This window comes from Streptosporangium sp. DT93, from assembly GCF_049844535.1.
Classification (GTDB): Bacteria; Actinomycetota; Actinomycetes; order Streptosporangiales; family Streptosporangiaceae; genus Streptosporangium.
The window spans coordinates 961,533-986,187 of the sequence record NZ_JBNCLF010000001.1 but is presented as its reverse complement, the minus strand read 5'-3'; the positions used below and the strand labels follow the sequence as shown (position 1 = coordinate 986,187).

The following is a 24,655-nucleotide window of genomic DNA, read 5'->3' as shown; positions in this document are numbered from 1 at the left end:
CGTCCGACTGGCACCCCGAGCGCCTGCTGTCATTCGATTGGCGGAAGTTCTTTCTGTTCACGGCGATCCTGGTGATCATCGCCGTCTCCGCACTCTGGCTCGTCACCAAATCGCCCTCCGGCCCGTCCCTGGCGGCGAACAGTGATGCAGAGCGTCCGGACGGCGACCGGGGCGGGGCCGTCCCCTCGTCCTCGACGACGCCGTCCCCCGCCCGTTCCACCCGGAAGTCCACCCCGAAACCCACCGCGAGCGGCACGGACGGGTCGCCCTCCCGCCCGAAGACCTCCTCAGGGACCGGGGGCGAGACCTCCCCCGGAGCCGTGACCTCTCCCCGGGCCGGGGCCTCCCCCCGTTCGGAGTCCGCTCCCGGGCCGGAGGCCACGACGCCGCAGAGGCCCAGGACCGGGACGGCGACCGCCCCGTCGCCCGCCGACGCGCCGCCCCGGGCCGGACTCACCCCCAAGGAGGCGTACGGCATCCATGCCCGCTACCAGCGGCGCCTCTCGGCGGCGCAGGTCGCGAAGGACCGGAACGCCATGGCGGGCCTCGAGCACGGCCTCGCCCTGGAGATGACGCGGGCGAGTTTCACGACCGCGAAGATGCAGGGGACGTCGCTGGCGTCGGGCATGTGGCCCAACCCCAAGGTGTGGATCCCGCGCCGCGTGGAGGGCGTCGCGGACTGGTTCGTGGCGGTCGCGCACGAGCCCGGTGTCGCCCGGATCGCCGACGTGATGAGCTCGGCCCCGGGCGGCTGGAGGCTCGTCGCCTCGGCCGCCGACACCCGTCCCACCCCGGCGCGCTTCCCCGAGATCGCGACGGACGCCGACGGCTACGCGACCGGCCTGCCCGAGAACGCCACCGGGCTGGTCGCGACCCCCCGCCAGATCGCCGGCGCGCACCTGGCGAGCCTGGAGAGGGCCGAGGTCGATCCTGCGTTCGAGGACGGCCCCTGGACCGGTGAGGCCGTGCTGTTCTGGCAGCGGGAGCGGGAGCGGCTGCGGGAGGCCGACTGGAAGCTCACGCTCTCGTACCGGCTTGAGGGACCGGTACACGCGCTCAGGACCGGTGACGGGGGTGCCCTCGTCTGGTACGGGGCCCGGTCCATCGAACTCCGCGAGGCGGTGCGGAAGGGAGCGACGGTCAAGCTGAAGGGCTCGGCCGCCGTCCGCACTCGCGGCAAGGCCTTCGCCAACTCGGTGAGCGCCACGTACGGCCGTATGTACGTGACACATGTCCCCCCCGCCGGATCGAACGAGCCCGCTCGCGTACTGGGTGAGTGGAGCGACGTCCTGGAGAGCCACGGCGACTGACGCTTTACCGGAAGAAAAGGAACATTCAGATGACACCCTCACGTAAGCCATCACGTGCGACGGTGATCACCGCGAGTGTCGCGATCGGTGTCTTCGGCGCCGGCGCCGGACTGGGAGCCGTCATCGCCGCCCGTCCCGACAGCGGCGAGGGGCGGGTGATGCGACTGGTGGCGGGGACCTACCTCCTGGACGACCAGGCCGTCGCCTGGACGTCGACCGCGTCGCCCGGCGGTGACCGGCCCCTGTCGCTCTCCGGCGCGGACGCGGGCAGCGCGATCTCGAAGGGCTCGGCCGCGGACACCGCCGAGAACCCGCGGGTCTGCCTGACGACCACCGTCGACGGGCACGCGGTCGGAGCCGCGGGGAAGGGCTGCGTCGCCCTCCCGGTCCTGGCCGCGGCGGCCGCCGCGCCGCTCGTGCAGCGGCCGGGCGACCCCAGGAGCACCGGGGCGCCCCCCGCCAAGACCGCCGCCCCCGCGCGGTCGTCGGCGCCCAAGACGTCCTCGGCCCCCAGGGCGACGTCGAACGCCCAGGCCGCCAGGCGCACCGCGGCACCGGTACAGCCCGACCCGGCTCCCGCGGTACGGCCCCCGGTGGTGAACGACCCGCCCGCCAAGCCGGCTCCGACCCCGACCGAGAAGCTCAGCGGCAACATCTCGCAGAACCAGCCGAAGAACCAGGAGAGCGGCAGCGTCATCGAGCAGCCCCAGCAGACCGTGGTCGTGGCCCCTCAGCCGGCTCCCGAGAGCAGCCAGGGGAGGTCGGCGGACCCCTCCCGGCCGGCGCAACCGCGACCCACCGGGAACGTCACCGGCCAGCCCCGGACCGGTGGCGACCGGTCGTCCCAGCCCCGGCCGACCGGCGACCCCAGGACCTCCCAGGACCGGCCCCGGACCGGTGGCGAACGGTCGTCCCAGCCCCGGACCGGCAACGGTGACCAGACCCCGAGGCAACAGGACGGCACGCCGCGCTCCCGGCCGACCGGGAGCCTGAAGCCCGCGATCCGGTCCGGTCCCGGCGGGCCCCTCGCCCCCAGGAGCGAGGCGACGGTTCCCGAGACCCGGCCGACGGACGACGCGGCCACGCAGCAGAGGAGGACGCGGCCGACGCGGGAGGCGTCCCCCGCTCCGCTGCCCGCTCCGCCGACCGCCACGACCCCGGCCGAGCCCGGTGAGCGCCCGCGGGCGGCCGAGCCGTCGCAGGACGCGCCCGACGCTCCGTCCCGGCCCTCGGCGGGCCCCGGCGAGAACACGTCGCGGGGTCCCGACGGGACCACGCTCACCCCCGCCGCGCCGCGGCTTCCCGGCGGCGGCCCGGACGGAGGCGTCTCGCTGCCGATCTTCAAGGATCCCGAGCTGCTGCGGCGGGCCCAGGAGGCCCTCGGCCTGGACAGGGGGATGCGCTACACCGACGAGAACGGTGTGTGGGACCTCAACATCGCCCCGCCGGGCACCCCGCCGTGCCGCGACTACACCGCCGAGGAGATCGACGAGCTGAACCGCTCCAAGGGATCGGATCCGGCCACCGGCCGCCAGGCGATCCCCCGTGACTCGTGCGTGTGGCCCGCCTTCGTCCGCTGGCTCTACGCCGAGCCCGCGCCCGGCGAGGTCAGCAACTGGACGAAGTTCACCGGCCTGCCGCAGCGCAACCTGGAACTCGTGGTGACCGACCCGCCGCCCGTGCCGCTCCCCCGTCCGATCCCCGAGGGGGACGCCTCCTCGCCCGACTCGCCCGACTCGCCCGAGGGGTCGCGGCAGGACGTCCCCGGTGACTCCGGGACCGGTCAGGAGGATCCCGGCCTGCCCGCCCCGCCCCGGCAGGAATCCGGACGGCAGGAGTCCGGACAGCAGGAGCAGGGACAGCGGGGACGGCAGGGACCCCCGCGGTCCGGCTCCGACGACCCCGCCGACGGCCGGTGGGGCTCCGGCCAGGACACCGGAGAGCGGGACGCACTCCTGCCCGACCAGGGCCAGGTCGAGCCGGACCCTGTCGAGTACGACGGCCGATGAGCACACCCACCGGAACCGGGCGCCCCGCGCCCGGCCCCGGCCAGGAGGCGGCCTGGGTACGCGAGCACGGCGCGCACCTGGTGGACTACGCCGCCTCCCGCCTCGAGTCCGGCCGGGTGCACGCGGCGGTCGTCTCCGCGCTGGCGGCCGTCCGGGCCGAGGCGGCCCCCGGGAACGTCACGGTCCGGGGGCGATCGCTGGCCGTGCTGCGGCGTGACCGCCGTACCCGTCCCGACCACCGGGAGCGCTACGTGCCGGGTCCCGGACCCGGCATGCCCGACGCCTCCCTGATCGAGCGGGTGTGGACGATCGTCGACCCCCTGGGCACGGAGACGCTCAGGCTGATGTACCGCCACGCGCTGGGCATGGAGGACCTCTCCCACGTGCTGGCGATGCCCGCCGAGGAGATCGGCAGGCTCGCCACCCGCACCCAGGACCTGATCGAGACCCTGGTGAGCGGGCTGGACGCGCTCACCCACGGGCGGCGTACCTGTCCGGAACTCCCCCCGCTGGTGGAGGCCGTCTTCCCCGGCGCCTTCCCGGCCGGTCTGCCAGGAGGGCCTCCCGACGGGCACGAGCGACCCTCCGGCATCGGCTCCGAGGACGCCCGGACGCGGCTGCTGTCCCACATGATCAGGTGTTCCGTGTGCACCCGGCCGTTCAACATCCGCTACACGGTCCCGCAGATGGTCTCCCACCCGCCGGTCGTACCGCTCTCCGCAGAGGAACGCCGGCGGCTCACGGACGCCCTGGCCGGGGGCGTCCCGTTCACCGAGGTACCGTCCGCGCCCGCCGGGGCTCCGTCCGCGCCCACCGGGTCGCCGTCCCCGGCGCCGCCGCAGGCGCGCCCGCCTCGCGGCAGGTCCCCCCTCCTGTCGGCGCCCCCGGCGGGAGGGCGGCCCCCGGCGCCCACGCTCCCCCCACGGGAACGGTCCCTGACACCGGCGACGCCACCGGGCCGGGACGACGTACCGGCGCCCCCGCCGGTGACGCCACCGGTGCGACCGCCCGCGCCCGGACCGTCCGCGCGAGAAACCGCCACCCCCGGAACGGCCACCCCCGGGACGGCCGCGACCGGAACGACCGCGCCCAGAGCGGCCGCGCCCAGGCCGGGCGCGTCCCCCTATCCGCCGGTGGCGTCCAGGCCGTCGGCCGCCCCACCGGGCACGCGGCGACCGGACGCGAGCCTTCCCGGCGCGGCGTCGTCCGCGACGGCACCGCCCGGCGCGCCACCGTCCCGCGCGACGTCTCCCGGCGCCGGCTCGTACGAAGCCGGCTCGGGGGGAACGACCGCGCCCGGGACCACCTCGCCGGGGTCGTCCCCGGCGGGCGGGCCCGCGGCGGGCTCCCCCCTCTCCTCGGGACTGCCCCCGCTGCCCGCCCTGCCGCCCCACCGGATCCGGCCGTCCCGCCCGCCGGTCGCACCCCCCGTCGCCGGGCACGACACCCCCCTCTACGACGCCCTGCGGACCCAGGCCTGGGCGCGCGAGGTCCTCGCGCAGAGCGAGGAGATCACCGGCACCATCCCCCGGCAGGCCCCCGCACCCGTCCCCGAGCCCGAGGTCAGGACCGAACCGGTCGTCCTCGCCGGGCAGGCGTCCGTCGAGATGCGGACCCCTGCCCCCGCGGACGACGACCAGGTCCCGGCCCTGCGCTTCCACACCGAACCCGACGACCGCCCCGAGGAGGCGCGGGACGAGCGGGCGGTCCACGTACTGGAGGCGATGAGCTGGGCGGGAACGCGGATCAGGAACACGACCGTCAAGATCGCCATCATCGTCGTGGCCGGTACGGCCGGCACCCTGACCGGAATGAACTTCCTCGGCCCGGCGATCGGGCCCGAGGAGCCCGCGAGCTCGCTGCAGTCCTCCACCAGCCAGGCCACCCGGCCGCCCCCGGCCGACGACGCGCCGGCACCCCAGGACGGACTCGCCTCCCGCCTGCGGGTCCCGCCCATCGTGGCGCTGGACGAGTTCGGCCAGGGAAACCTGGTCCTCGGCCTCTCGGGAGAACCGCTCACGTGGCGGATATCGGCTCCCGGGCTGGCCGTGAGCCCGTCCACCGGCACCCTGCGGCAGGGGACCACGCAGGTGATCAATCTTCGTGCCCACAGGGTCCGCAACTGGTGCGGCAACCCGGCCACCGTCACCGCCCCGCTGACGGTTCACGGCCCCGACGACTCGATAGGTACCACGGTGCGCTGGCGGACCTGCTGACAACCTCCCCTCCCCCCCGCGATCGCCCCCTGCGAAAGGACCTTGGCAATGACGGATACCTCCCCCCACATCCAGAAATCGCCGCCCACCCCTCCCGAACAGTTCCACGAGGTGGTCCCGCTCACCGCGGAACACCTGCTCACCAACCGCCGCCCGGAGCCCGCCGGAGGGTGGCGCCGCCTCGTCTGGCAGCTCTCCGGCAGGCGCATCATCCCGGCGGAGTCGGCCGCGGAGCTGGAACGCCGCACGCTGATGGCGCAGGCACAGACCCCGGTGGCCAGCGGTCACCACCGGATCGCGGTCATGAGCCTCAAGGGCGGGGTCGGCAAGACCACCACGACCGTGGCGCTGGGCAACACCCTGGCCTCCCTGCGCGGCGACCGGGTCATCGCGATCGACGCCAACCCCGACCGCGGCACCCTCGGCATCAAGGTCAAGTCCGAGACGGCCGCGACCATCCGCACCATGCTGGCCGAGGCCCCGCACATCCTGCGCTACGCCGACGCCCGCGCCTTCACCTCCCAGTCGCCGGCCCGCCTGGAGGTCCTCGCCTCCGACACCGACCCCGCGGTGAGCGAGGCGTTCAACGCCGAGGACTACCGTACGGTCGCCGGTCTCATCGAGCGCTACTACTCCATCTGCATCACCGACTGCGGGACCGGCCTGCTGCACGGGGCCATGGGGGCGACGCTGGAGCTGGCCGACCAGATCGTGCTGGTCAGCCTGGTCGCGGTGGACGGGGCGAGCTCGGCCGCCGCGACGCTGGACTGGCTGACCGCCCACGGTCACGCCGACCTCGTCAGGAACGCCATCGTGGTGCTGAACGCGGTGGAGCCCAAGTCCGACGTGGACCTGGACCTGCTGGAGCGGCACTTCAGCTCCCGCTGCCGCTCGGTGATCCGCATCCCCTACGACCCGCACCTCAAGGAGGGCGCCGAGGTGGACCTGGTCCGCCTGCGCCCGACGACCCGGGGCGCGTACCTGCGCCTGGCGGCGGCGGCCGGAGTGGCGTTCGGCCAGCGTTCCGACCGGAGCCACTAGTGCCACATGTCGCCGAGGATCCCTCGCTGGACTGGGATCTGGGCCCTCCGCCGACCAACCGGCGGAGAATGCTCATCGTGGTCGTCTCGATCGTGGGGGCGATCCTGCTGGCGGCCGGCGCGTGGCAGCTGCTGCGGGCCACCCTCGATCCCGCGGGTGCCACGGCCTCGCAGAGCACCGGGAGCGCCGGGAACGCCGGGGACACCATCCGGCTCGCCGCGCCCTCCGGCTACGAGGGCGCGGCCGGTTACCCCGTCGGGTTCCCGCACACCGAGCTGGGCGCGGCCTCGGCCGCCGCCGCGGCGCTGGAGGCGGCCTGGACCCTGGACGGCGAGCAGGCCGAGCAGGCCGCGGTGCTGTACGCCCCGCCGGACCAGCACGACGCGGCGCGGGCGGGGGCCCGCGAGGCCGCCGCCGGCTGGCGGGAGATCCTCGGCCTTCCCAAGGACGGGGCGCTGCCCGAGGGCGCCGCCATGCGGACGCGGACGATCGGCGTCCAGTGGCGGGCCCGGGAGCGGGACCAGATCCAGGTCTCCGTGCTGGTGCAGGTGACCGCCACCAAGGGTGTCAACGACACCGACCCGACCTACTCCAGCCCGTACGCCATGAGCCTGCTCATGGTCTGGCATCCCGGCCTGCGCGGCGCGGATCGGGGGGACTGGGTCAACGTCCCCGACCCCCTCACCACCTCGGTACCGCCCGTAGCCCTTCCGGGCACCCCCGAATTCACGACCGCGGGATGGAAGCCCGTCTCCGGTCCAGAGCCCACCTCATAACCCAGGAAGAGCCCCCCAATGCCCCAACGCAGCTCATCCCGGCGTGTCAGCCTGCTCTCCGGACTCCTGCTGGCCGCGGTGTCCGCGACGACGAGCGCGATCATCGCTCAGCCGTGGGCCGCCGTGGCGGACCCGGGCGTGAACGCCGGCGCGCCCTCGCAGGAGTACGCCCCCGCCCCCCGCGCCGAGCCTCGTTCCGCGCCCGAGGAGGTCGCGCCGCGGGGAAGCGTCTCCGAGGCGGACATGCCGCAGGCCGAGCCCCCCTCCCGATCGCTCCGCAACCCCCCCGTCGACGCCGACCCGCCCGCCCGATCGACCAGGAACACCTCGCCCGACGAAACGGGGAACCGCGGCGCTCCGCGGGAGCGCGCGCGGTCCCTCCCGGAGACCGAGGAGTTCCCCTCCCGTACCGCCGACCGGCCCACCGGCACCAGGGTCGCCCCCCGGGAGTCGCCCGACGAGCGAACCCGGACACCCAGGGAGGCGCCCGTCGAGCAGTCCCGGACGCCCCGCCGGGACAGGGCGGGACAGGAGCCCGCCCAGACCAGAAGTGCCAGGACCACGGCCTCCCCGTCCGGCAGGACACGTTCCACCGAGGAGGCACCGCGCACCACGGCGACGGCCCCCCGCAGAAACGCGGAGGCGCCCCGCACCACGGCGACGGCCCCCAAGAACGGCGCGCGTGCCGCGAAGCCGTCGGCCGCGCCGAAGTCGTCCCAGGCGGCGCCGAAGAACGCCGCGCCCACGCCCCCGCCCGACGACCGGGAACCCGCGACCAGACCCACCACGGACGGCAGCCCGGCGCCGTCGTCCAGCGCCGGCACTCCGCCGTCGAGCCCGGCCCCCTCCGGCACGGCCACGCAGCCGGCGCCGAAACCGACCACGAGCGCGAGCACCGCGCCCAAGCCGACCACCAGCACCACGCCCAAGCCGAGCACCAGCACCACGCCCAAGCCGAGCACGAGCGCGACCCCCAAGCCGAGCACCAGCGCGAGCGCCACCCCCAAGCCAAGCACCAGTCCCGCGCCGACCGCCACCCCGAAGCCGACCACGTCGGCCACCGTCAAGCCGGCCTCGCCGAAGCCCTCGACGAGCCCGTCCCGCCGGGCCACCACGCCACCGCCCACCGCGCCGTCCGCCACACCGTCCACCGCGTCGGCACGGCGGCCCTCGCACGCGCCGAGGCCCACCCCCGGCAGGACGGGCGTCCACGACGCCGACCCGCTGACCGACACGTCGGAACTCGTCCGGGTCCCGACGGTGGTCCCGTCCCCGACGCCCCCGGCCCGGGCCGTCGTGCCGCTCCCCCCGCTCCGGCGTTCCCTCGAACCCTGCCGTCCCGGGGATCTCGCCTCGTGCTGGAGTCTAGCGCCCTGGCTGGGCCGTACGGCGGAACCCGGTGTCCTGCTGATCGCGAACCAGGGGCCCGTGACGCCTGAGACACCGCGCTGGGTGTTCGCCCCGCCCGCGTCCCCCCTTCCGCCGTCGCCGAGCACGGCGCCGGCCCCGATGCCCAGCCCGACGGGTGTCGGCTGCTGGAGCTTCAGCCCGTCCACGCTCTGCGCCAGATCCTGGGAGGAGTAGCCATGGTCACCAGGTCCCACATGCGCGTGGCCGTACTCAGCATGGTGGCCGCGCTGACGGTCAGCACCCTCAGCTCGGCCCAGGGCCAGGTGGCCTCGGCGGCGCCCTGCGCTCCCGCCGCGTCCGGCGAGACCAGCGCCGCGCAGGCCCTCGGCTGGGGCGCGCCGGCCTGGTGCGCGGAGTTCGAGGACTACCTCGACGAGTCCGACTGGGTCTTCTACGACTCCGCCGGGCACGCCGGCAACGGCCGCCGTTCCCCGCAGCAGCTCTACCTCGGCAACGGGGCGCTCTACCTGCACGGCCGCGAGGACGGGACGACAACCGGCCTGGCCGCGCGTCACGACCAGGCCTACGGGCGCTGGGAGACCCGCGTCCGGCTGTACCCGGGCGCCGGCTCGTACCATCCGGTCGCCCTGCTCTGGCCCAAGGACGGCGGCGGCAACGTGCGCAGTTCCACCGGTGAGGAGGTGGACTTCCTGGAGGTCATCGACGATCCGGAGCGGCGGCGGCCGAACTTCTTCCTGCACACGCCCCAGGGGCAGGAGCAGGCCCACGCCGACATCGACATGACCACCTGGCACACCTACGCCGTGGAGATCACCCCCGCCGCCGTCGTCGGGTACATCGACGGCAAGGAGTGGTTCCGTTCGGGCAACGCCACCCGCAGCTCCATGTCCGTCTGCCTGCAACTGGACTGGTTCCCCGGCCAGGGCAGCGCGGGAGAGGCGTGGATGGAGGTGGACTGGCTCCGCATCTACCCGGCGTCGGGCACGGCGGGCTGAGCCCGTACCGGCGGCACGAAGGGCGCGGGACCCCGGTCCCGCGCCCTTTCGCGGTCCGGCGCCGTCCCCCGGTGGTGACCCCGGGCGACGGCGGCGCGGTCACACGGCGCGGAGGAAGTCGCCGAGGATCTCGTCGAACTCCTCGGGACGCTCCATGTTGGGGTAGTGCGCGGCCCCCTGGATCGAGACCGCGCGACCTCCGGCGACGGCCCCGGCGAGACGCTCGGCCATGCCGACGTGGTCGGGCGAGTCGGCGGCGCCGTTGATCGCCAGCACGGGGACGCCGATCGTGGCGGCGCGCTCCCAGGTGTCGCGTACCGGGACGAGCAGGTCGGGCTCGCCGCCGGTGTGCTTGGACATGGTGGCCCTGGCCATCCGGCGCAGGCGGCCCGCGACCTCGGGGTCGAGGTCGTCGAGAGCGCGGTGCGGGCCCGCGGCGAAGAGCATGAACCCCTCGACCGAGGCGTCCAGATCACCGGCGGCCATCGCCGCGTGCCAGGTGGCCAGCCCCCGGGTGGTCCAGGGGTCGGTGAAGTACGGCTCGCTGGTCCCGGCGCCGCTGACGACCACGGCGTCGACCAGTTCCGGGTGCTCCAGCGCGGTGTCGACCGCGATTCCCGCACCCATCGAGACCCCCACCAGGATCGCGGGCCCGGTGTCCAGACGGCGCAGCAGCGCGGCGAGGTCGTCGGTGGGCCGGTAGGGCTCGGTGGCGTTGGCGGACCGGCCGTGGCCGCGGGCGTCGGGCGCGACGACGCGGTACCGCGAGGCGAGGACCGGGATCTGGTCGTCCCACATGTGGTGGTCCACGAAGCCGCCGTGCAGCAGGACGACGGGGCGGCCGGTGCCGGTGTCCGTCCAGAACAGATCATTCATGACACCTAAGGTGTCATTTTTGCGCCAGTATGACAACCCAGGTGTCATGATGGTGAGATGAGAGAGACCGGAGACGGCCCGGCGGCCGCAGCGGTGACCGACCGGCTCACCGAGGTGTTCGACCTGGTGGGGCCGCTCTACCGGCGCGCCCAGCGCAAGGTCGAGCAGGACGTGCCCCTGGAGGGCCTCTCGGTGGGGACGCGGGCCGTGCTCACCATGCTGCACGGGCACGGGCCGATGACCGTCCCCCAGATGGGTCGCGCCCAGGCGCTGAGCCGCCAGTTCGTGCAGCGCATGGTCAACGAGGCCGCGGCACGTCACCTGGTCGAGTCCGTCCCCAACCCGGCGCACAAGAGGTCCTCGCTCATCCGGCTCAGCGAGACGGGCCGGGCCGCCGTCACCGCCGTGACCGACCGCGAACGCGCGATGCTGCGCCAGGTCGGCGACGACCTGACCGACGCCGAGGTCACCGCCTGCCTGCGGGTGCTCTCGCGCCTCCTGCGACTCCTCGACGACGTCGACATGGACTGAGGACCGACGTCGGGCAGCGGGGACGACCGCCGGGGGCCGGGTGAACCGGGACCGCCGCCGGCCTGCGCACCGCGATCGCCACCCGGGCGCGGCCGGCACGGTCGGGGTCAGGACGGTCAAGGTCGGGACGGTCCGGGTGGCCCGTATCTTTCGTGTGTGACAATCAGGCCATGCACAGGGTCGTCATGTTCGCGATGGACGGTGTGATCCCCTTCGAGCTGGGCATCCCGCCACGGATCTTCGGCGGTGCCCGCGGGCCGGCCGGCGAACGGCTCTACGAGGTGATCACCTGCAGCGTCGACGGCGCCCCGGTACGCTCCGACGCCGACTTCTCGATCACGGTCCGGCACGGCCCCGAGGCCCTGTCGGACGCGGACACCGTGGTGATCCCGGCCACCTACGGGCTCGGTCCCATCTCCGCCGAGGGGCGGCTGCCCGCGCCCGTGGCGGACGCGTTCGCGCGCATCCGGCCGGGCACCCGCCTGGTCTCGATCTGCACGGCCGCCTACGTGCTGGCGGCGGCCGGGCTGCTCGACGACCGCCCGGCGACCACGCACTGGAGCAGCTCGGAGCACTTCCAGCGGCTCTTCCCCCGGGTCAGGGTCGATCCCGACGTGCTCTTCGTCGACGACGGGGACGTGCTCACCTCGGCCGGCGTGGCCGCGGGCATCGACCTGTGCCTGCACATCGTCCGGCGTGACCACGGCACCGAGGTGGCCAACCGGGTGGCCAGGCGGTGCATCGTCCCGCCGTGGCGCGACGGCGGCCAGGCCCAGTTCATCGAGCGCCCGCTTCCCGCGCCCGCCGCCACCACGACCGCCGCCACCAGGACCTGGGCGCTGGAGCGGTTGCACGAGCCGCTCCCGCTCGGCGAGCTGGCCGCCCACGCCCGGATGAGCCGGCGCACCTTCACCCGGCGGTTCCGCGACGAGGTGGGCCTCAGCCCGGGCCAGTGGCTGACCCTGCAGCGGGTGGAGCTGGCCCGGCGGATCCTGGAGACCAGCGACCTGCCGGTCGACGGCGTCGCCCTGCGTGCCGGGTTCGGCACCGCCGCCTCGCTCCGCCAGCATCTGCAGGCGACCGTCGGGGTCTCACCGATGGCCTACCGCCGTACCTTCCGGACCGCGGACGCCTGAGACGTCACCGGCCCCGCGACGCCCCAGGACGTCACCGCCGGTACGTGAACGCCTGGGACGCCCCAGGACGTCACCGCCGGCCCGCGGGCGCCCGGGGCTCCGGCGGGCCGGGAAGGTCACTGGCCGCGCGACCACTCCTTCTGCAGGCGGTCGGCCGCCTTGCGTGCGGTGAGCCTGCCATGGGCGACGTCGAGGATGATCTCGCCCTCGGCCCGCTCCAGGAACACGGTGTCGGGAACGTTCGCGGAGTCGCCGTCACGGACCAGCTCCTCGATCGCGGTGTACCCCTTCTTGCCCTCGGGGGTGGCGAAGGTGGACGACTCCACCCGGAAGCCCTCGCGCGCGGGGACCATCGTCAGGTCCTTCGCCCAGGCGGAGACACCGTCGCCCACGGTCAGGAACTCGACGAGCGCGGCCGCCTCGGCCACGTGCTTGGAGCTCCTGGTGACGGCGAGACCCACCTCGGGCGTGCTGCGGACGGCCGGCTCGGCGTCGGGCAGGATGGTGGGGAACGGACCGGCGCCGACGTTCTTGACGGAGATCTTGCCGGTCTTGCGGTGGGACGCGGACAGCATCGTGCTCTGGCGCGAGTCGTCCACCAGGAACAGCGCCTTGCCCGAGCGGAAGAGCTCGGCCGGGCGGTCGCCCTTGAGCTTCAGCGCCGACCTGGCCAGCACCCCGCGCTCGAAGAGCGATCCGTAGGCGGTCAGCGCCGAGACCATGCCGGGGCCGTTCCACTTCCCGCGGCCGGCGAGCAGCTCGTCGGAGAGGTCGGGGTCGGTCTGGCCCGCGAGGGTGAAGAGCAGTTCCTCCTGCCGGCGCGGCTCTCCGGAGAAGACGACCGGCTGCACGTCGGGCAGTTCCCTCTTGAGCCGCCTGACGATGGTCTCCAGGTCGGCGGCCCTCTTCGGGAAGGACATCCCGAGCTCGGAGAGCAGCCCGGCGTTGTAGTACATGACCGCGCCGCCGCTGGACCCCATCGGGACGGCGTAGAGCTTCCCGTTCCGGGCGGCCTTCTCGGTCCGGTCGATCGCGGTCTCGTCGAGTTCGTCGAGCCAGTCCGCGGAGACCGTGTCCTTCCAGTCGGCGACCGGGCGGAGCCGGTCCCTGATCTCAGGGGTCATCGCCGGGATCCGCAGGCCCACGACGTCGGCGGCCTTGTCCACGGCGAGATCCTTCGGCAGCCGCGCGTGGTAGCCGGACTCGTCGAGGACGCGCAGCTCGACCTTGACCCCGGGGTTCGCCTTCTCGAAGGCGGTGAGCGCCTCGCGCAGCGCCGCCTCCGGCAGGAACGAGGTCTGGTAGGTCAGGGTGACGGGCTTGGCGGGCTTCTTGCCTCCCGTGGGAACGGCCTGCTGGACCGGCGTGCGTCCGTCGGCCGTCCCGCTCGGGGAGCAGGCCGCCAGCCCGAGGGCGAGGGCGGCGGTAGTGGTCACGGCGAGCGCGCGAGTGGTGCGACGCATGCATACCTCCAGCGGAATCGTGGTGCGGCCGACGACGTCAAGCCCGGGGAGGCCCACCGCGGAAAACGATCTTAGGGGTCCACTGCCACCACAGAAGGGGATCAAACGCGCCGAACGTCCGACCGGGACGCCCTCAGCCCGTGACGATCTCGTGGCGGAGGTGCTCGCGGCTGAGGTCGAGAAGCATCCGGACATGGGCGTCTGCCAGGCGGTAGTAGATCATCCGGCCGGAGCGCCGGCCGGCCACGATGCCCGCCGTCCGCAGCAGCCTCAGCGCGTGCGACACGGCGGTGTCGCTGACCTCGACCGTCTCGGTGAGATCGCAGACGCACATCTCCCCGGCCTCCAGCAGCGCGTACAGCAGCTGGGCGCGGGTCTGGTCACCCAGGAGCCGGAACAGGTCGGCGAGCCGGGCGGCCTCCTCGGGGGTGACGAGCCGGTCCCGCGTCGCCGCCACCTTGCCCTCGTCCGGCTGTACGGTCGCGCACGTGTCCAGGGCGGTGACGGCTTCCATGACAACTCCTGAACAGATGCTCAATGATAACGACTATCGTATCAAGGTCATCAATCGGGAAAATCGCCCCAAGCCCGGTCCCACGCCGCACCGGGGGTGGCACGCGGTCCGACGCCGCGTCACGCCACGCCGTGCCGTGCCGTGCCGTGTCACGCCTTACGCCCCGCCTCACCCCAGCGGACGCGAACGCCCCACCGGACGCGACGCCCGGCGGCTCGTGTCCCCGCCCTCAGTCCGACGCCGGAGCGGACGCGGTGCTCAGCGGTGCGGCGATGTCCTCCAGCCCCTTGCCCTCGGCCTTGACGCCCAGGAAGAGCTCCACCAGACCGGCGGCGATCATGAGCGCGGCACCGATGCTGAAGGCCAGCGCGGTTTCGCCGGGCCTGCCGCTCTCCACGAGACTGGCGAAGATCAGCGGGCCGGACACGCCTCCCACGAAGGTGCCGATCGCGTAGAAGAACGCGATGGCCATGGCCCGCGTCTCCATCGGGAAGATCTCGCTCACGGTCAGGTAGGCGGAACTCGCCCCGGCGGAGGCGAAGAAGAGCACCACGCACCAGCAGGCGGTCAGCGTGACCGCGGTCAGCATCCCCTGGTTGAAGAGCCAGGCCGTGCCCAGCAGCAGCACCCCCGACCCGATGTAGGTACCGGAGATCATCGGGATACGGCCGACCGTGTCGAACAGCCGCCCGAGCAGCAGCGGGCCCAGGAAGTTGCCGACCGCGATGACCGCGAAGTAGTAGCCGGTCTCGGTCTCGATGCCGAAGAAGGTCGACAGGATCTGCGCGTACCCGAAGGTGATGGCGTTGTAGAGGAACGCCTGGCCGATGAAGAGCGACAGGCCGAGGACCGTGCGCCTGGGGTAGCGGGCGACCATCGTGTGCGCGATCCTGCCGAACCCGATCGCCTTGCGCTGGTGGATGGTCATCGACTGCGACGGCTCGTCGAGCCGGACGCCCTTCTCCCGCTCGATCCGCGTCTCGACCTCGCCGACCAGGTCCTCGGCCTCCCGGTCGCGGCCGTGGATGAACATCCAGCGCGGGCTCTCCGGCACGTGCCTGCGGACCAGCAGGATGGCCAGGCCGAGCACCACGCCCAGGCCGAACGCCACGCGCCAGCCGATGTTCAGCGGCAGGTTGTTGAGCAGCGGCACGGTCAGCAGCGCGCCGCCCGCGGCACCGAGCCAGTAGCTGCCGTTGATGATGATGTCGATCCTGCCCCGGTGGCGGCTCGGGATGAGCTCGTCGATGGCCGAGTTGATCGCGGCGTACTCACCGCCGATGCCGAAACCCGTCAGGAACCGGAACAGGAAGAACCACCAGGCGGAGAACGAGAACGCCGTCGCGGCGGTGGCCACCAGGTAGACGACCATGGTGATGATGAACATCTTCTTGCGGCCGAACCTGTCGGTGAGCCAGCCGAAGAACAGTGCCCCCAGGCACGCCCCGGCCACGTAGAGGGCCGCGGCCGTGCCCGCCACCTGGGCCTGCGTGATCGCCAGCCCGCTGCCCTCCTTGGCGAGGGTGGCGGAGAGGTTTCCGATGATCGTCACTTCGAGACCGTCGAGGATCCAGACGGTCCCGAGGCCGATCACGATCATCCAGTGCCAGCGCGACCATGGCAGCCGGTCCAAACGCGCGGGGACCTTCGTGGTCACCGCCTTCGCCTGAGCGTCGTTCATGTCGGCTCCGATTACCCCGGCGGGATCGGCTCATGCGGCGGAGGAGGGCCCTTTTTTTTTCCTGATTTCCGGCGGTCCCGCCGTCCCTCCCCACCAGGCAATCAGGACAAATACCTGCGTTTTAGATACATTGCGCCAAACAGAGCGATACATGACGCCGTTCAGGGGGATCAATGAGGGCCCGGATCACGGGCGTGGCGACGTACCTGCCCGAACGGACCGTGTCCAGCGCGGACGTGGAACGGCGGATCGAGGGCTACACGCCCCGTCGCGGCATCGTCGAGCGCATGACCGGTGTCAGGCGGCGCCACGTGGCCGGTGACGGCGAGCAGGCCTCCGACCTGGCCGTCCGCGCGGTACGCGAACTCGACCACTCCGGCACCGACCTGCTGATCTTCGCGTCGGCCTCGCAGGACATGATCGAACCCGCCACCGCGCACATCGTGGCGGCCAAGCTGGGGCTCACCTGCCCGGTGTTCGACGTCAAGAACGCCTGCAACAGCATGCTCAACGGGATCCAGATCGCCGAGGCGCTGATCCTGTCCGGCGCCCACCGCAAGGTCGTGGTCTGCGCCGGGGAGATCCCGTCGCGGGCGATCCGGTGGCACGTCAGGGACCGCGCGCAGTTCGCCGACTCCTTCGCGGGCTACACCCTGTCGGACACCGGCGCCGCCGTGACGGTCGCCGCCGATATGGAACGTGGCATTTTCTACCGCGACTTCGCGGCCGACTCCACGGCCTGGGAGATCGGCACCCTGCCCGGGGGCGGCTCGGCGCACCCCCGCGACCTGGAGTACTCCTACTTCCGCGGCGACGGGCGCGCCCTGAAGCGGGCCTTCGAGGCGGTGGGCCCGGACATCTTCCTCAACGCCCTCAAGCGCACCGGCCTGACCTGGGACGACTTCGCCATTGTGGCGGTGCACCAGGTGGCGCTGCCCTACCTGCGCTTCCTGGCGGAGGTGCTGGACATCCCCGAGGACAGGCTGGTGGTCAGCCTGACCGAGCACGGCAACTGCGCCTCGACCACGCTGCCGCTCCAGCTCGCGCTGGGCGGCTGGAGCCCCGGCGACCGGGTGGCGCTGCTCGGGCTCGGCGGCGGGATCAGCACCGGCGTGATACTGGCGGAGATGTGATGGACCTGTGGGTGATCGTCCCCGCGTACGACGAGGCCGCGGGGATCGAGGCGACGCTGCGGGCACTGGCCGGGCAGGACGACAGGGACTTCACCCTGCTCGTGGTGGACAACGCGAGCACCGACGGCACCGCCGACGTCGTCAGGCGGCACGGCGTCCAGGTGATCGTCGAGACCCGTAAGGGCACCGGCGCCGCCTCCGACACCGGGATGCGCCACGCCATCGCGCACGGGGCCACGCACCTGGCCAGGACCGACGCCGACTGCCTGCCCCGCCCCGACTGGACGCGCAACATCCGCCGCGCGTTCGGCGACGGGCTGGAGATGGTCGGGGGACAGTTGCGGCCCCGGACCGACGAGTTCCGGCTCAAGCTCTGGGAGCGGCACCTCATCCCGTTCGTGATCGGGGTGGCGGCGTCCTTCGGGCGTTTCCGGCCGGGCAACAGGGACCCGCGCTACCTGGGGCCGTACGTGATGATGCCGGGCGCGACGCTGGCCATCACCGCGGACCTGTACGTGCGGGCGGGCGGTTTCCCCAGGACCGCGATCGAGGAGGTCCACGAGGACCGCGCCCTGGTCAACCGGGTGCGCGCGCTCACCCCGGCGTACGCCTCGCGCCGCGACGTGGTGGTCTTCGGCTCGGTGCGCAGACTGCGCGCGTACGGCCTGGCGGGCACCCTCGCCTGGTACGCCGACCACCACTACCGGCCCGACGTGGTCGACGTCCGGTGAACCACGAGAGCAGGCTCCAGCTCGCCGCCCACCCCTTCGCCTACCCGCTGATGCGGCTGCTGGCCCGTCTCGGGCCGGTGGTCCGCGTCCCCGGCCTGGGCGTCGTGGTCAACGACGCGGCCGTGGCGCGCGCCGTGCTGATGGACGAGCGCTTCCGCAAGGACGGCCCAGGATCGCCCGGCGACCTGTGGACGCCCGTGCTGGGCCCGTCCGTGCTGCTCAACATGGAGGGTCCCGGTCACCTCGCGCTGCGCAGGAAGCTGACACCGCTGTTCACCCCCGCCCACGTCTCCGCGCTGGTGGACGACGTGCTCCGCGCCCCCCTGGCGGACCTGGAGGCGCGCCTGGCGAGGGGGGAGACCGTCGACCTGGTGGACGCCATGCGGCTGATGGCCGGGGCGGTGATCTGCCGGGTGATCGGCCTGGGCGAGGTCTCCGAGGCGCGCGCCAGGGAGTTGTTCGCCGACGGCGAGCGGGTCGTCTCGATGGTCTCGCTGCGCTCGCGCCGGCTGTCGGAGCGGCAGGTGGCGGCCGCCCGGCGGGTGCTGGACCGGATCGGCGACATCGCGCAGGCCGCCTACGAGGCCGGGGATGAGTCCACGGTGATGGGCCGGATGCGCGCGCAGGGGCTGTCGGCGGCGGAGGCCAGGGGCGCGGCCGGGGCGTTCTTCCTGACCGGTACCGAGACGGTCGCCACGTTCGTCCCCCGGCTCGTCGCCCTCGTGCACGACCACCGCACCCCGGTCGCCGACCCCGCCGGCCCCGGCGGCCCCGGCGCGCTGGACGCGCTCGTCGAGGAGGCCATGCGGGTCACCACGCCGACGCCGGTGATGCTGCGCTCGGTCTCCGCCGCCGCCCGCGTCGGCGGGGTCGTGGTGCGGCCCGGCGACCGGGTGCTGATCGTCACCCACAACTGCGCCAGGGCGTACGGCCCGTTCGACCCCTCCCGGCCCCACCCGCCCGAGCTGCGCAGGCTCTGGTTCGGCGCGGGGCCGCACTTCTGCATCGGCTACCCGCTGGCCCTGGCGGAGATCCGGGCGGTGGCCTCCGTCCTGCTCCCCCACCGGGTGCGCGTGGTACGGCGGCGCGCGGCCAGGGGCGTCCTCATCCCCACCTACGAGAGGCTGTGGGTGAGCGCCGCGTGAACGACGTCATCGCCGGGATCATGGCCGTCGCCGCCCGGGAGCCCGCGCGGACCGCCATCGTCGACGGCCGGGGCCGCGAGGTCACCTACGGCGAGCTGGCCCGCCGGGTGTCGGCGGTACGCGACGCCATGGGCGGCCCCCCGTCACGGCGGGCCCCGTCCGGGAACGGGTCTCGACCCGGGAACGGGTCTCGACCCGGGGAAGGGTCTCGGCCCGGGGAAGAGCCGGGGTCCGAGCCGAGAGCCGGGGACGGGCCCGGTGGCGGGAAGATCCGGCCGGGAGACGGGGTGCTGTTCGCGGTGCGGCCCGGGGTGGACGCGGTGGCGCTGGCGCTGGGAGCGGTGGCGGCGGGCGGGACGCTCGTCCTGGCCGACCCCGGCCTGGCGCCCGACGTCCTCGCGGCCCGCATGACCGCCGCCCGGCCCGCCTGGGTGGTCGCCGAGTCCCTGCTCTACGCCCTGGGCGGCCCGTTCAGGAGCCTGGCCCGCCGCCGCGGCCTGCTCCTGCCGAACCTCGCGGACCCGCTCCCCGGCCGGCCCGTCCGTCACCTGTACACGGGTCCCTGGCTGCCCGGGGTCCCCCGCGGGGCGCTGCGGCTCTCACGGATCCTGCGTTCCTCCGGCCGCCTCCGGCCCGGAGGTCCGCCGGACCCGGCGGGTCCGTCGGGTCCGTCGGGTCCGTCGGGTCCGTCGGGTCCGTCCGGATCATCCGGATCATCCGGATCGTCCGGGGAAGGAGAGCTCTCCTGGGAGCGGGAGGCCCACGGCCCCGACCCGGACCGCCCGGCGGCGGTGATCTTCACCTCGGGGACGACGGCGAGCCCGCGCGGGGTGGTGCACACCCGCGGGTCGCTGGCGGCCGGGCTGGAGATGTTCAGGAGCGCGTTCCCGCTGGGACCGGGCGACGTCGTGCACACCGACCAGCTCATGCTCGGGCTGCCGGCTCTGATGGCCGGGGCGACCTGGTCGCTGCCCGGCGGCGGGGACCTCGCCACGGAGCTGGCCGAGCGGAGGGCCACCCACACCTTCGCGGTCCCGGTACGCCTTGACCGGCTGCTGCGCGAGACGCCCCGGCTCCCGAAGACCCTCCGCTACCTGCTGCTCGGCTCCGCCCCCGCCCCGCCGGGCGTGCTGCGCCGCGCGATCGAGGCCGGGCCCGAGGTGCTGTCGGTCTACGCGATGACCGAGGCGCTTCCCGTCGCGATCGCGTCGGCGGGCGAGAAGCTCGCCCACGACGAGGGCGACCTGCTCGGGACGCCCCTGCCCGGCGTCGGCGTCCGGATCGCCGAGGACGGCGAGCTGTTCGTCTCCGGTCCTCACCTGGCGCGGTGCTACCTCGGCCAGGAGCCGCTGCGGGAGGTCGCCACCGGTGACCTGGTCCGCCTGGACGGGGACCGGCTGGTGCTGCTCGGCCGGAAGAAGGACATGATCCTCCGCGACGGGTTCAACATCTACCCGGGCCTGTACGAACCCGGCGTCGCGGCGCTGCCCGGGGTGGCCGAGGCGGCGATCGTCGGGCTCGCCGATCCGGAGACCGGGGACGAGGAGGTCGTGCTGGCCGTCGTCCCGGCCGACGGCTACGACGAGGCCCTGCTGCGCCGGGCGCTCCCCGGCATCGTCGACGCCGCGGCCCTGCCCGACCGGATCGAGCCGCTCGACGCCTTCCCTCGTTCGGGACGGTCCGACAAGCTCGACCGGGCCGCCCTGCGGGACCTGGTCACCCGCCGTGCCTGAACCCAGCGAGCCTGAACCCACCGTTTCCGAGCCCACCGTTTCCGAGCCCATCGTGCCTGAACCCGCCGTTCCTGAACCTGCCGGATCTGAGCACGCCCGGCCCTGGTTCACCGAGCCCCGGCCCGCCAGGCCACGCGACGAACCCCGGTCCGACGAACCCCGGTCCGGCGGGCCGGTGGGCCGGGGGCGGATGGCGGTGACCGGGGCGTCGGGGTTCGTGGGGGGCGCGATCTGCCGGGCGGCCGTGGCGGAGGGCTGGACGGTGTCGGCCTTCGGCAGGCGTCCCTCCGTGCCCGGGGAGCACGTCGGCGGCGCCCCGTACACCTCCTGGGATCTCCTCGGCGCCGCCCCGAGGCCGTACGGGACGGACGTGGTGGTCCACTGCGCCGGGAGCGTCACGGACTGGGGCCCGCCGGGCGCCGTCTGGGCGGCCAACGTGGACGGCACCCGCAACGCCGCCGCCGCCTTCCCCGGCGCCAGGTTCGTGCACGTCAGCACGGCCAGCGTCTACGACCCGTTCCGGCCCACCGTGATGGCCTCCGAGGACGAGGCCCCGGTCCTGCGGTACGTCAACGCCTACGGCGCCTCCAAGGCCGCGGCGGAGAGGTGCCTGGACGGGGCGGTCATCCTGCGGCCCCACGCGGTCTACGGCAGGGGTGACACCACGCTGCTCCCCCGGATCCTCGGCGCCGTCAGGGGCGGCAGGCTGTTCGCGGTGGGCGACGGGCGCCAGCGGATCAGCCTGACCTCGGTGGAGAACCTGGTCCGGGCCTGCCTGCTCGCCGCCTCCGGCCCGGTCGGCCACGGCGTCTTCAACGTCACCGACGCCGAGCCCGTGGTGCTGGACGACGCCCTGCGCGCCCTTCTCCGGGAACGCGGCCTGGACGTCGAGCCCCGCTACCTGCCGCCGGGGCCGGTCGGCACGCTCGCCGCCGTGGCCGAGACCGCGTTCAGGGCGCTCCGGCGCCCGTACCCGCCCCGGCTGACCCGCTACGCCGTGGGACACCTCGCCGTCGAGCGGACCCTCGACATCACCGCCGCCCGGACCCGGCTCGGCTACCGGCCCTCGGCGACGTCCTTCGCGGGCGCCGCGGGCTGGTGAGGAACGCTCTCCTGGACCAGGGGGGACACAGGCGATACGGACGGCACCGGGGACGCCGGGGCCACCGGGGGGCCGGAGTCGCCGGGGACCGTGGAGGGCCCGGGGGCGCGATCGGGGCGGGTGAGGCCGTTCCCGGCGATGAAGGTCGCCGCCGCCACCGCCAGCCCCAGTCCGAAGAGCACCCGCAGGCCGCTGCGGAGCGAGCCCGTCAGCGTGTCGAACATCGCGAGCAGGGCACCGACCCGCAGGCCGTCCCTGGGAGTGGACTCCGGCAGGTAGACGTTGCGGAGCGCGGACAGCGTGATCGCCAGCACCAGCATGCCGAGGGCCGTCCCGAGACCCGCCCCGATCAGCCCGACGTGCCGGTCGCGCACGAGGAACATCCCGACGGCGATCAGGAGCGGTGAGGCGCCGGCCAGGATCCACCTCAGCGAGAGCAGTCCCCCGCACACGTGGTGGGCGCCGTTCGCCACGGAGGGCGGGATCAGCCGGGCGGTGAGGCGGGTGTCGGGCAGGCGGCCGGCGGCCTCCAGGCCGGTCTGCCGCAGCCGCTGCTTGACCAGTTCGTACATCGGGGCGAGGTCGTACCCGACGCCCTCGCGCCGCGTGAAGGGATCGGAGCCTCCCCCGCCGCCCAGCACGGCGAGGAACCGGCGGTGCGCCACCCGGTTGATCTCCACCCAGGCCGCGGCGAAGTCGTCCCCGGAACCGGTCCGCGCCGTCTCACGGATGAGCTCGCCGCGCGCCGGGACGCCCAGCTCGCGCAACCGCAGGGTGACCTCGTCGGCGACCTGCTCCGTGACGGCCTGCCGGACGGCGGGGTGACCCGCCAGCGGGGCCATGGTGCGCAGATACCCTCCGGGATCGGCGACCTCGCTCGCCGCCCATCCGGCCATGAGGGCCAGGGGAGCGAGGAGACAGCCGATTGCGATCACCAAAGAGCCGATCAGGGTGCGCACGGAGACCTCCTGCCTGCTTTACCAGCAAATCCCCCCTTTTGCCTGCTAAAACCATCTATGCAGCATTTTTGACGATAACTTGAGACTTGTTGTCAATGTGGCGGTGAGACGGGGTTGACAAACCTTGACCGACCCTCCTCAGCGCGTCGAACGACCACATGGCCCATTGATCCGAAAACCATTACTAACCTGCGACGTAACGGGTTTACGGACAGCGGGGACAGGGTCATGACCGGCGATACGGGGCGGACGGACGTGAGGTCGAGCCTGGCCCTCACGCTGGGATCCGCCGTGCTGTGGGGCCTGGCCCACCTCTGGGTCGGCCGCCGCCTGACCGGCGCCTTCCTGCTGGGCATGGAGCTGGTCCTCGCCGCCGCCGCGGCGACCGCGATGCTGACCGCCGGTCCCGCCCTGCTCGCCCTCGCCGTGCAGCCGGTCTGGCTGTGGTCCTTCGCGCTGGCCGCCCTGCTGGTCGCCGGGACGACGGTGGCCGTGGTGATCCGCTCCTACCTGCTGGTCCGCCCCAGGAGGGCGTCCCGGGCGGCGCGGTACCTCTCGGCCGCCGCCATCGGCCTGCTCTGCGTCCTCCTGGTCACCCCCCTGGTGTACGTGGCCCGGCTGGCGTACGTCTCGCAGACCGTGGTGACCTCGGTGTTCGCCGAGAGTGTCACGCCGATCCCGGTCGACGACCCGTGGCAGGGCACGGAGCGGATCAACATCCTGCTCGTCGGCGCCGACGCCGCCGCCAACCGCGTCGGCGTGCGCACCGACAGCATGACCGTGGCCAGCGTCGACACCAGCACCGGCGACACCGTGCTGTTCGGCCTGCCCAGGAACCTGGAGAACGTCCCGATGCCGCCGGGACCCGCCCGCTCCCGCTTCCCCTACGGCTTCGAGGGCCTGCCGCCGTACACGCCGGGCATGCTCAACGAGGTCTACCAGTACGCCGAGGACCATCCCGAGATGGCCCCACGGCTGGGCAGGCGGCAGCGTGGTCCCGCGCTGCTGAAGAGAACGGTCGGCGGCATCCTCGGCCTCGACATCCCCTACTACGCGATGGTCGACATGCGAGGGTTCACCGAGATCGTCGACGCGATGGGCGGCGTGCGGGTCCGCGTCAAGGACCCCATCGTCTACGGGCTGTACAACGAGGGCCGGATCGAACCGGGCAGGCGCCGCCTCTCCGGCGAGCAGGCGCTCTGGTACGGCAGGTCCCGCACCTACAGCGACGACTACGTGCGGATGAGCCGCCAGAAGTGCCTGCTGAACGCGGTCGCCAAGCAGGCCGACCCGGCGACGGTGTTCAGGAGCTTCGAGAGGCTGGCCCGCGCCGCGGTCGACGCGATCTCCACCGACATCCCGCGCGAGCTGCTGCCCGACCTGGTGGAGCTGTCGGAGAAGGTGAAGCACTCCAGGATCAGGAGCCTGCAGTTCGTGCCGCCGCTGATCTACTCGGGCGCGCCCGACTACCCCCTGATCAGGCGCGAGGTCGCGATGACCCTGGCCGCGCCGCCTCCGGTTCCGCGCGCCGCCGTACCGGCCGGTAACCGTGGCAGGAACGCGGGCGGGCGCGCCGGGGCGAGAGCCGTCGTGCTCGACTCCGCCTGCGACTGACGTCCGGCGGACCCCGGCCCTCGAGGACGTCCAGGGCGTCCGGAGCGACCGGGGTACGCCGGGCGCGGGCCCGGCCGAGGTGCCACGCCGTCTCCGACCGGCGGGTCCCGTGCCGGGCCCGGTCCATGGATCCTCACGCCCGGCGGGCGAGGACTCCCGCCGGGGTTCCATGACCCGCTCGATCGGCGGGCCCCGCGGATCCCGCGAGCGGCTCGATCCCGAGGTCTCCCGGGGATCTCGTGCCCGGTTCGACCGGGAGTTCCCGCCGAGGGGATCCCGGGCTCGCCCGGCCGGAGGTCTCCGTACCGGGACGGGTCAG

General features: G+C 73.7%; 20 protein-coding genes. 14 read left to right on the top strand and 6 right to left on the bottom strand.

The window, feature by feature from the left end; translation table 11 throughout:
• The first annotated feature begins 71 nt into the window (after window positions 1–71).
• The 5 genes from ACLQ2R_RS04810 (at window position 72) to ACLQ2R_RS04790 (ending at window position 7,352) form a co-directional block, all read left to right on the top strand.
• A complete protein-coding gene (locus ACLQ2R_RS04810) occupies window positions 72–1,310 on the top strand; it encodes a hypothetical protein (protein ID WP_425958038.1) in 1,239 nt (412 codons plus the stop codon).
• A gap of 62 nt (window positions 1,311–1,372) precedes the next feature.
• Window positions 1,373–3,319: a hypothetical protein gene (locus ACLQ2R_RS04805; RefSeq protein WP_425958037.1), complete on the top strand. Its 1,947-nt coding sequence runs from the start codon at window positions 1,373–1,375 to the stop codon at window positions 3,317–3,319.
• On the top strand, window positions 3,316–5,535 hold the full coding sequence (locus ACLQ2R_RS04800; protein ID WP_425958036.1) for a hypothetical protein: 2,220 nt from the start codon (window positions 3,316–3,318) through the stop codon (window positions 5,533–5,535). Before ACLQ2R_RS04805 ends, ACLQ2R_RS04800 begins: the two co-directional genes overlap by 4 nt.
• Window positions 5,536–5,583: 48 nt before the next feature.
• On the top strand, window positions 5,584–6,576 hold the full coding sequence (locus tag ACLQ2R_RS04795; RefSeq protein ID WP_425958035.1) for an AAA family ATPase: 993 nt from the start codon (window positions 5,584–5,586) through the stop codon (window positions 6,574–6,576).
• On the top strand, window positions 6,576–7,352 hold the full coding sequence (locus tag ACLQ2R_RS04790) for a hypothetical protein (RefSeq protein ID WP_425958034.1): 777 nt from the start codon (window positions 6,576–6,578) through the stop codon (window positions 7,350–7,352). The genes ACLQ2R_RS04795 and ACLQ2R_RS04790 overlap by 1 nt, the downstream gene beginning before the upstream one ends.
• A gap of 107 nt (window positions 7,353–7,459) precedes the next feature.
• Here the strand turns inward: ACLQ2R_RS04790 and ACLQ2R_RS04785 are convergent, their stop codons facing one another.
• Complete coding sequence (locus tag ACLQ2R_RS04785; protein ID WP_425958033.1) at window positions 7,460–8,956, bottom strand: hypothetical protein; 1,497 nt, start codon at window positions 8,954–8,956, stop codon at window positions 7,460–7,462.
• On the opposite strand from ACLQ2R_RS04785, the gene ACLQ2R_RS04780 reads away from it, so the two are divergent.
• A complete protein-coding gene (locus tag ACLQ2R_RS04780) occupies window positions 8,939–9,718 on the top strand; it encodes a glycoside hydrolase family 16 protein (RefSeq protein ID WP_425958032.1) in 780 nt (259 codons plus the stop codon). The genes ACLQ2R_RS04785 and ACLQ2R_RS04780 overlap by 18 nt on opposite strands.
• A gap of 99 nt (window positions 9,719–9,817) precedes the next feature.
• Here the strand turns inward: ACLQ2R_RS04780 and ACLQ2R_RS04775 are convergent, their stop codons facing one another.
• On the bottom strand, window positions 9,818–10,594 hold the full coding sequence (locus ACLQ2R_RS04775; protein WP_425958031.1) for an alpha/beta fold hydrolase: 777 nt from the start codon (window positions 10,592–10,594) through the stop codon (window positions 9,818–9,820).
• A 57-nt stretch (window positions 10,595–10,651) separates the two neighbouring features.
• Between ACLQ2R_RS04775 and ACLQ2R_RS04770 the strand changes: the two genes are divergently transcribed.
• Both ACLQ2R_RS04770 and ACLQ2R_RS04765 read left to right on the top strand, forming a co-directional pair.
• The gene (locus ACLQ2R_RS04770; protein WP_425958030.1) at window positions 10,652–11,125 is read left to right on the top strand and encodes a MarR family winged helix-turn-helix transcriptional regulator; all 474 of its coding nucleotides are present in this window, start codon (window positions 10,652–10,654) and stop codon (window positions 11,123–11,125) included.
• A 170-nt stretch (window positions 11,126–11,295) separates the two neighbouring features.
• Window positions 11,296–12,261, top strand: a complete 966-nt coding sequence (locus ACLQ2R_RS04765) for a GlxA family transcriptional regulator (RefSeq protein WP_425958029.1) — start codon at window positions 11,296–11,298, stop codon at window positions 12,259–12,261.
• 116 nt (window positions 12,262–12,377) lie between these two features.
• Here ACLQ2R_RS04765 and ACLQ2R_RS04760 read toward each other — a convergent pair whose 3' ends face one another.
• The 3 genes from ACLQ2R_RS04760 to ACLQ2R_RS04750 form a co-directional block, all read right to left on the bottom strand.
• Window positions 12,378–13,724: an ABC transporter substrate-binding protein gene (locus ACLQ2R_RS04760; protein ID WP_425958028.1), complete on the bottom strand. Its 1,347-nt coding sequence runs from the start codon at window positions 13,722–13,724 to the stop codon at window positions 12,378–12,380.
• A gap of 133 nt (window positions 13,725–13,857) precedes the next feature.
• Window positions 13,858–14,238 (bottom strand): ArsR/SmtB family transcription factor, encoded by a 381-nt coding sequence (locus ACLQ2R_RS04755; RefSeq protein WP_425958027.1) that lies wholly within the window; start codon window positions 14,236–14,238, stop codon window positions 13,858–13,860.
• 229 nt (window positions 14,239–14,467) lie between these two features.
• On the bottom strand, window positions 14,468–15,919 hold the full coding sequence (locus tag ACLQ2R_RS04750) for an MFS transporter (RefSeq protein WP_425958026.1): 1,452 nt from the start codon (window positions 15,917–15,919) through the stop codon (window positions 14,468–14,470).
• 173 nt (window positions 15,920–16,092) lie between these two features.
• On the opposite strand from ACLQ2R_RS04750, the gene ACLQ2R_RS04745 reads away from it, so the two are divergent.
• The 5 genes from ACLQ2R_RS04745 to ACLQ2R_RS04725 all read left to right on the top strand — a co-directional run bounded on the left by ACLQ2R_RS04745 (window position 16,093) and on the right by ACLQ2R_RS04725 (window position 21,763).
• Window positions 16,093–17,052 carry a 3-oxoacyl-ACP synthase III family protein gene (locus tag ACLQ2R_RS04745; protein WP_425958024.1) on the top strand — a complete coding sequence of 320 codons (960 nt, stop codon included), beginning with the start codon at window positions 16,093–16,095 and terminating at the stop codon, window positions 17,050–17,052.
• A complete protein-coding gene (locus tag ACLQ2R_RS04740; protein ID WP_425958023.1) occupies window positions 17,052–17,783 on the top strand; it encodes a glycosyltransferase in 732 nt (243 codons plus the stop codon). Before ACLQ2R_RS04745 ends, ACLQ2R_RS04740 begins: the two co-directional genes overlap by 1 nt.
• On the top strand, window positions 17,780–18,928 hold the full coding sequence (locus ACLQ2R_RS04735; protein ID WP_425958022.1) for a cytochrome P450: 1,149 nt from the start codon (window positions 17,780–17,782) through the stop codon (window positions 18,926–18,928). The genes ACLQ2R_RS04740 and ACLQ2R_RS04735 overlap by 4 nt, the downstream gene beginning before the upstream one ends.
• Window positions 18,925–20,661 carry a class I adenylate-forming enzyme family protein gene (locus ACLQ2R_RS04730; protein ID WP_425958021.1) on the top strand — a complete coding sequence of 579 codons (1,737 nt, stop codon included), beginning with the start codon at window positions 18,925–18,927 and terminating at the stop codon, window positions 20,659–20,661. The genes ACLQ2R_RS04735 and ACLQ2R_RS04730 overlap by 4 nt, the downstream gene beginning before the upstream one ends.
• 190 nt (window positions 20,662–20,851) lie before the next feature.
• Window positions 20,852–21,763, top strand: a complete 912-nt coding sequence (locus tag ACLQ2R_RS04725) for an NAD-dependent epimerase/dehydratase family protein (protein WP_425958020.1) — start codon at window positions 20,852–20,854, stop codon at window positions 21,761–21,763.
• Here ACLQ2R_RS04725 and ACLQ2R_RS04720 read toward each other — a convergent pair.
• Complete coding sequence (locus ACLQ2R_RS04720) at window positions 21,718–22,722, bottom strand: hypothetical protein (RefSeq protein WP_425958019.1); 1,005 nt, start codon at window positions 22,720–22,722, stop codon at window positions 21,718–21,720. The genes ACLQ2R_RS04725 and ACLQ2R_RS04720 overlap by 46 nt on opposite strands.
• Window positions 22,723–22,950: 228 nt before the next feature.
• Here ACLQ2R_RS04720 and ACLQ2R_RS04715 point away from each other — a divergent pair, with 228 nt between their 5' ends.
• A complete protein-coding gene (locus ACLQ2R_RS04715; RefSeq protein ID WP_425958018.1) occupies window positions 22,951–24,336 on the top strand; it encodes an LCP family protein in 1,386 nt (461 codons plus the stop codon).
• Window positions 24,337–24,655 lie beyond the last annotated feature (319 nt).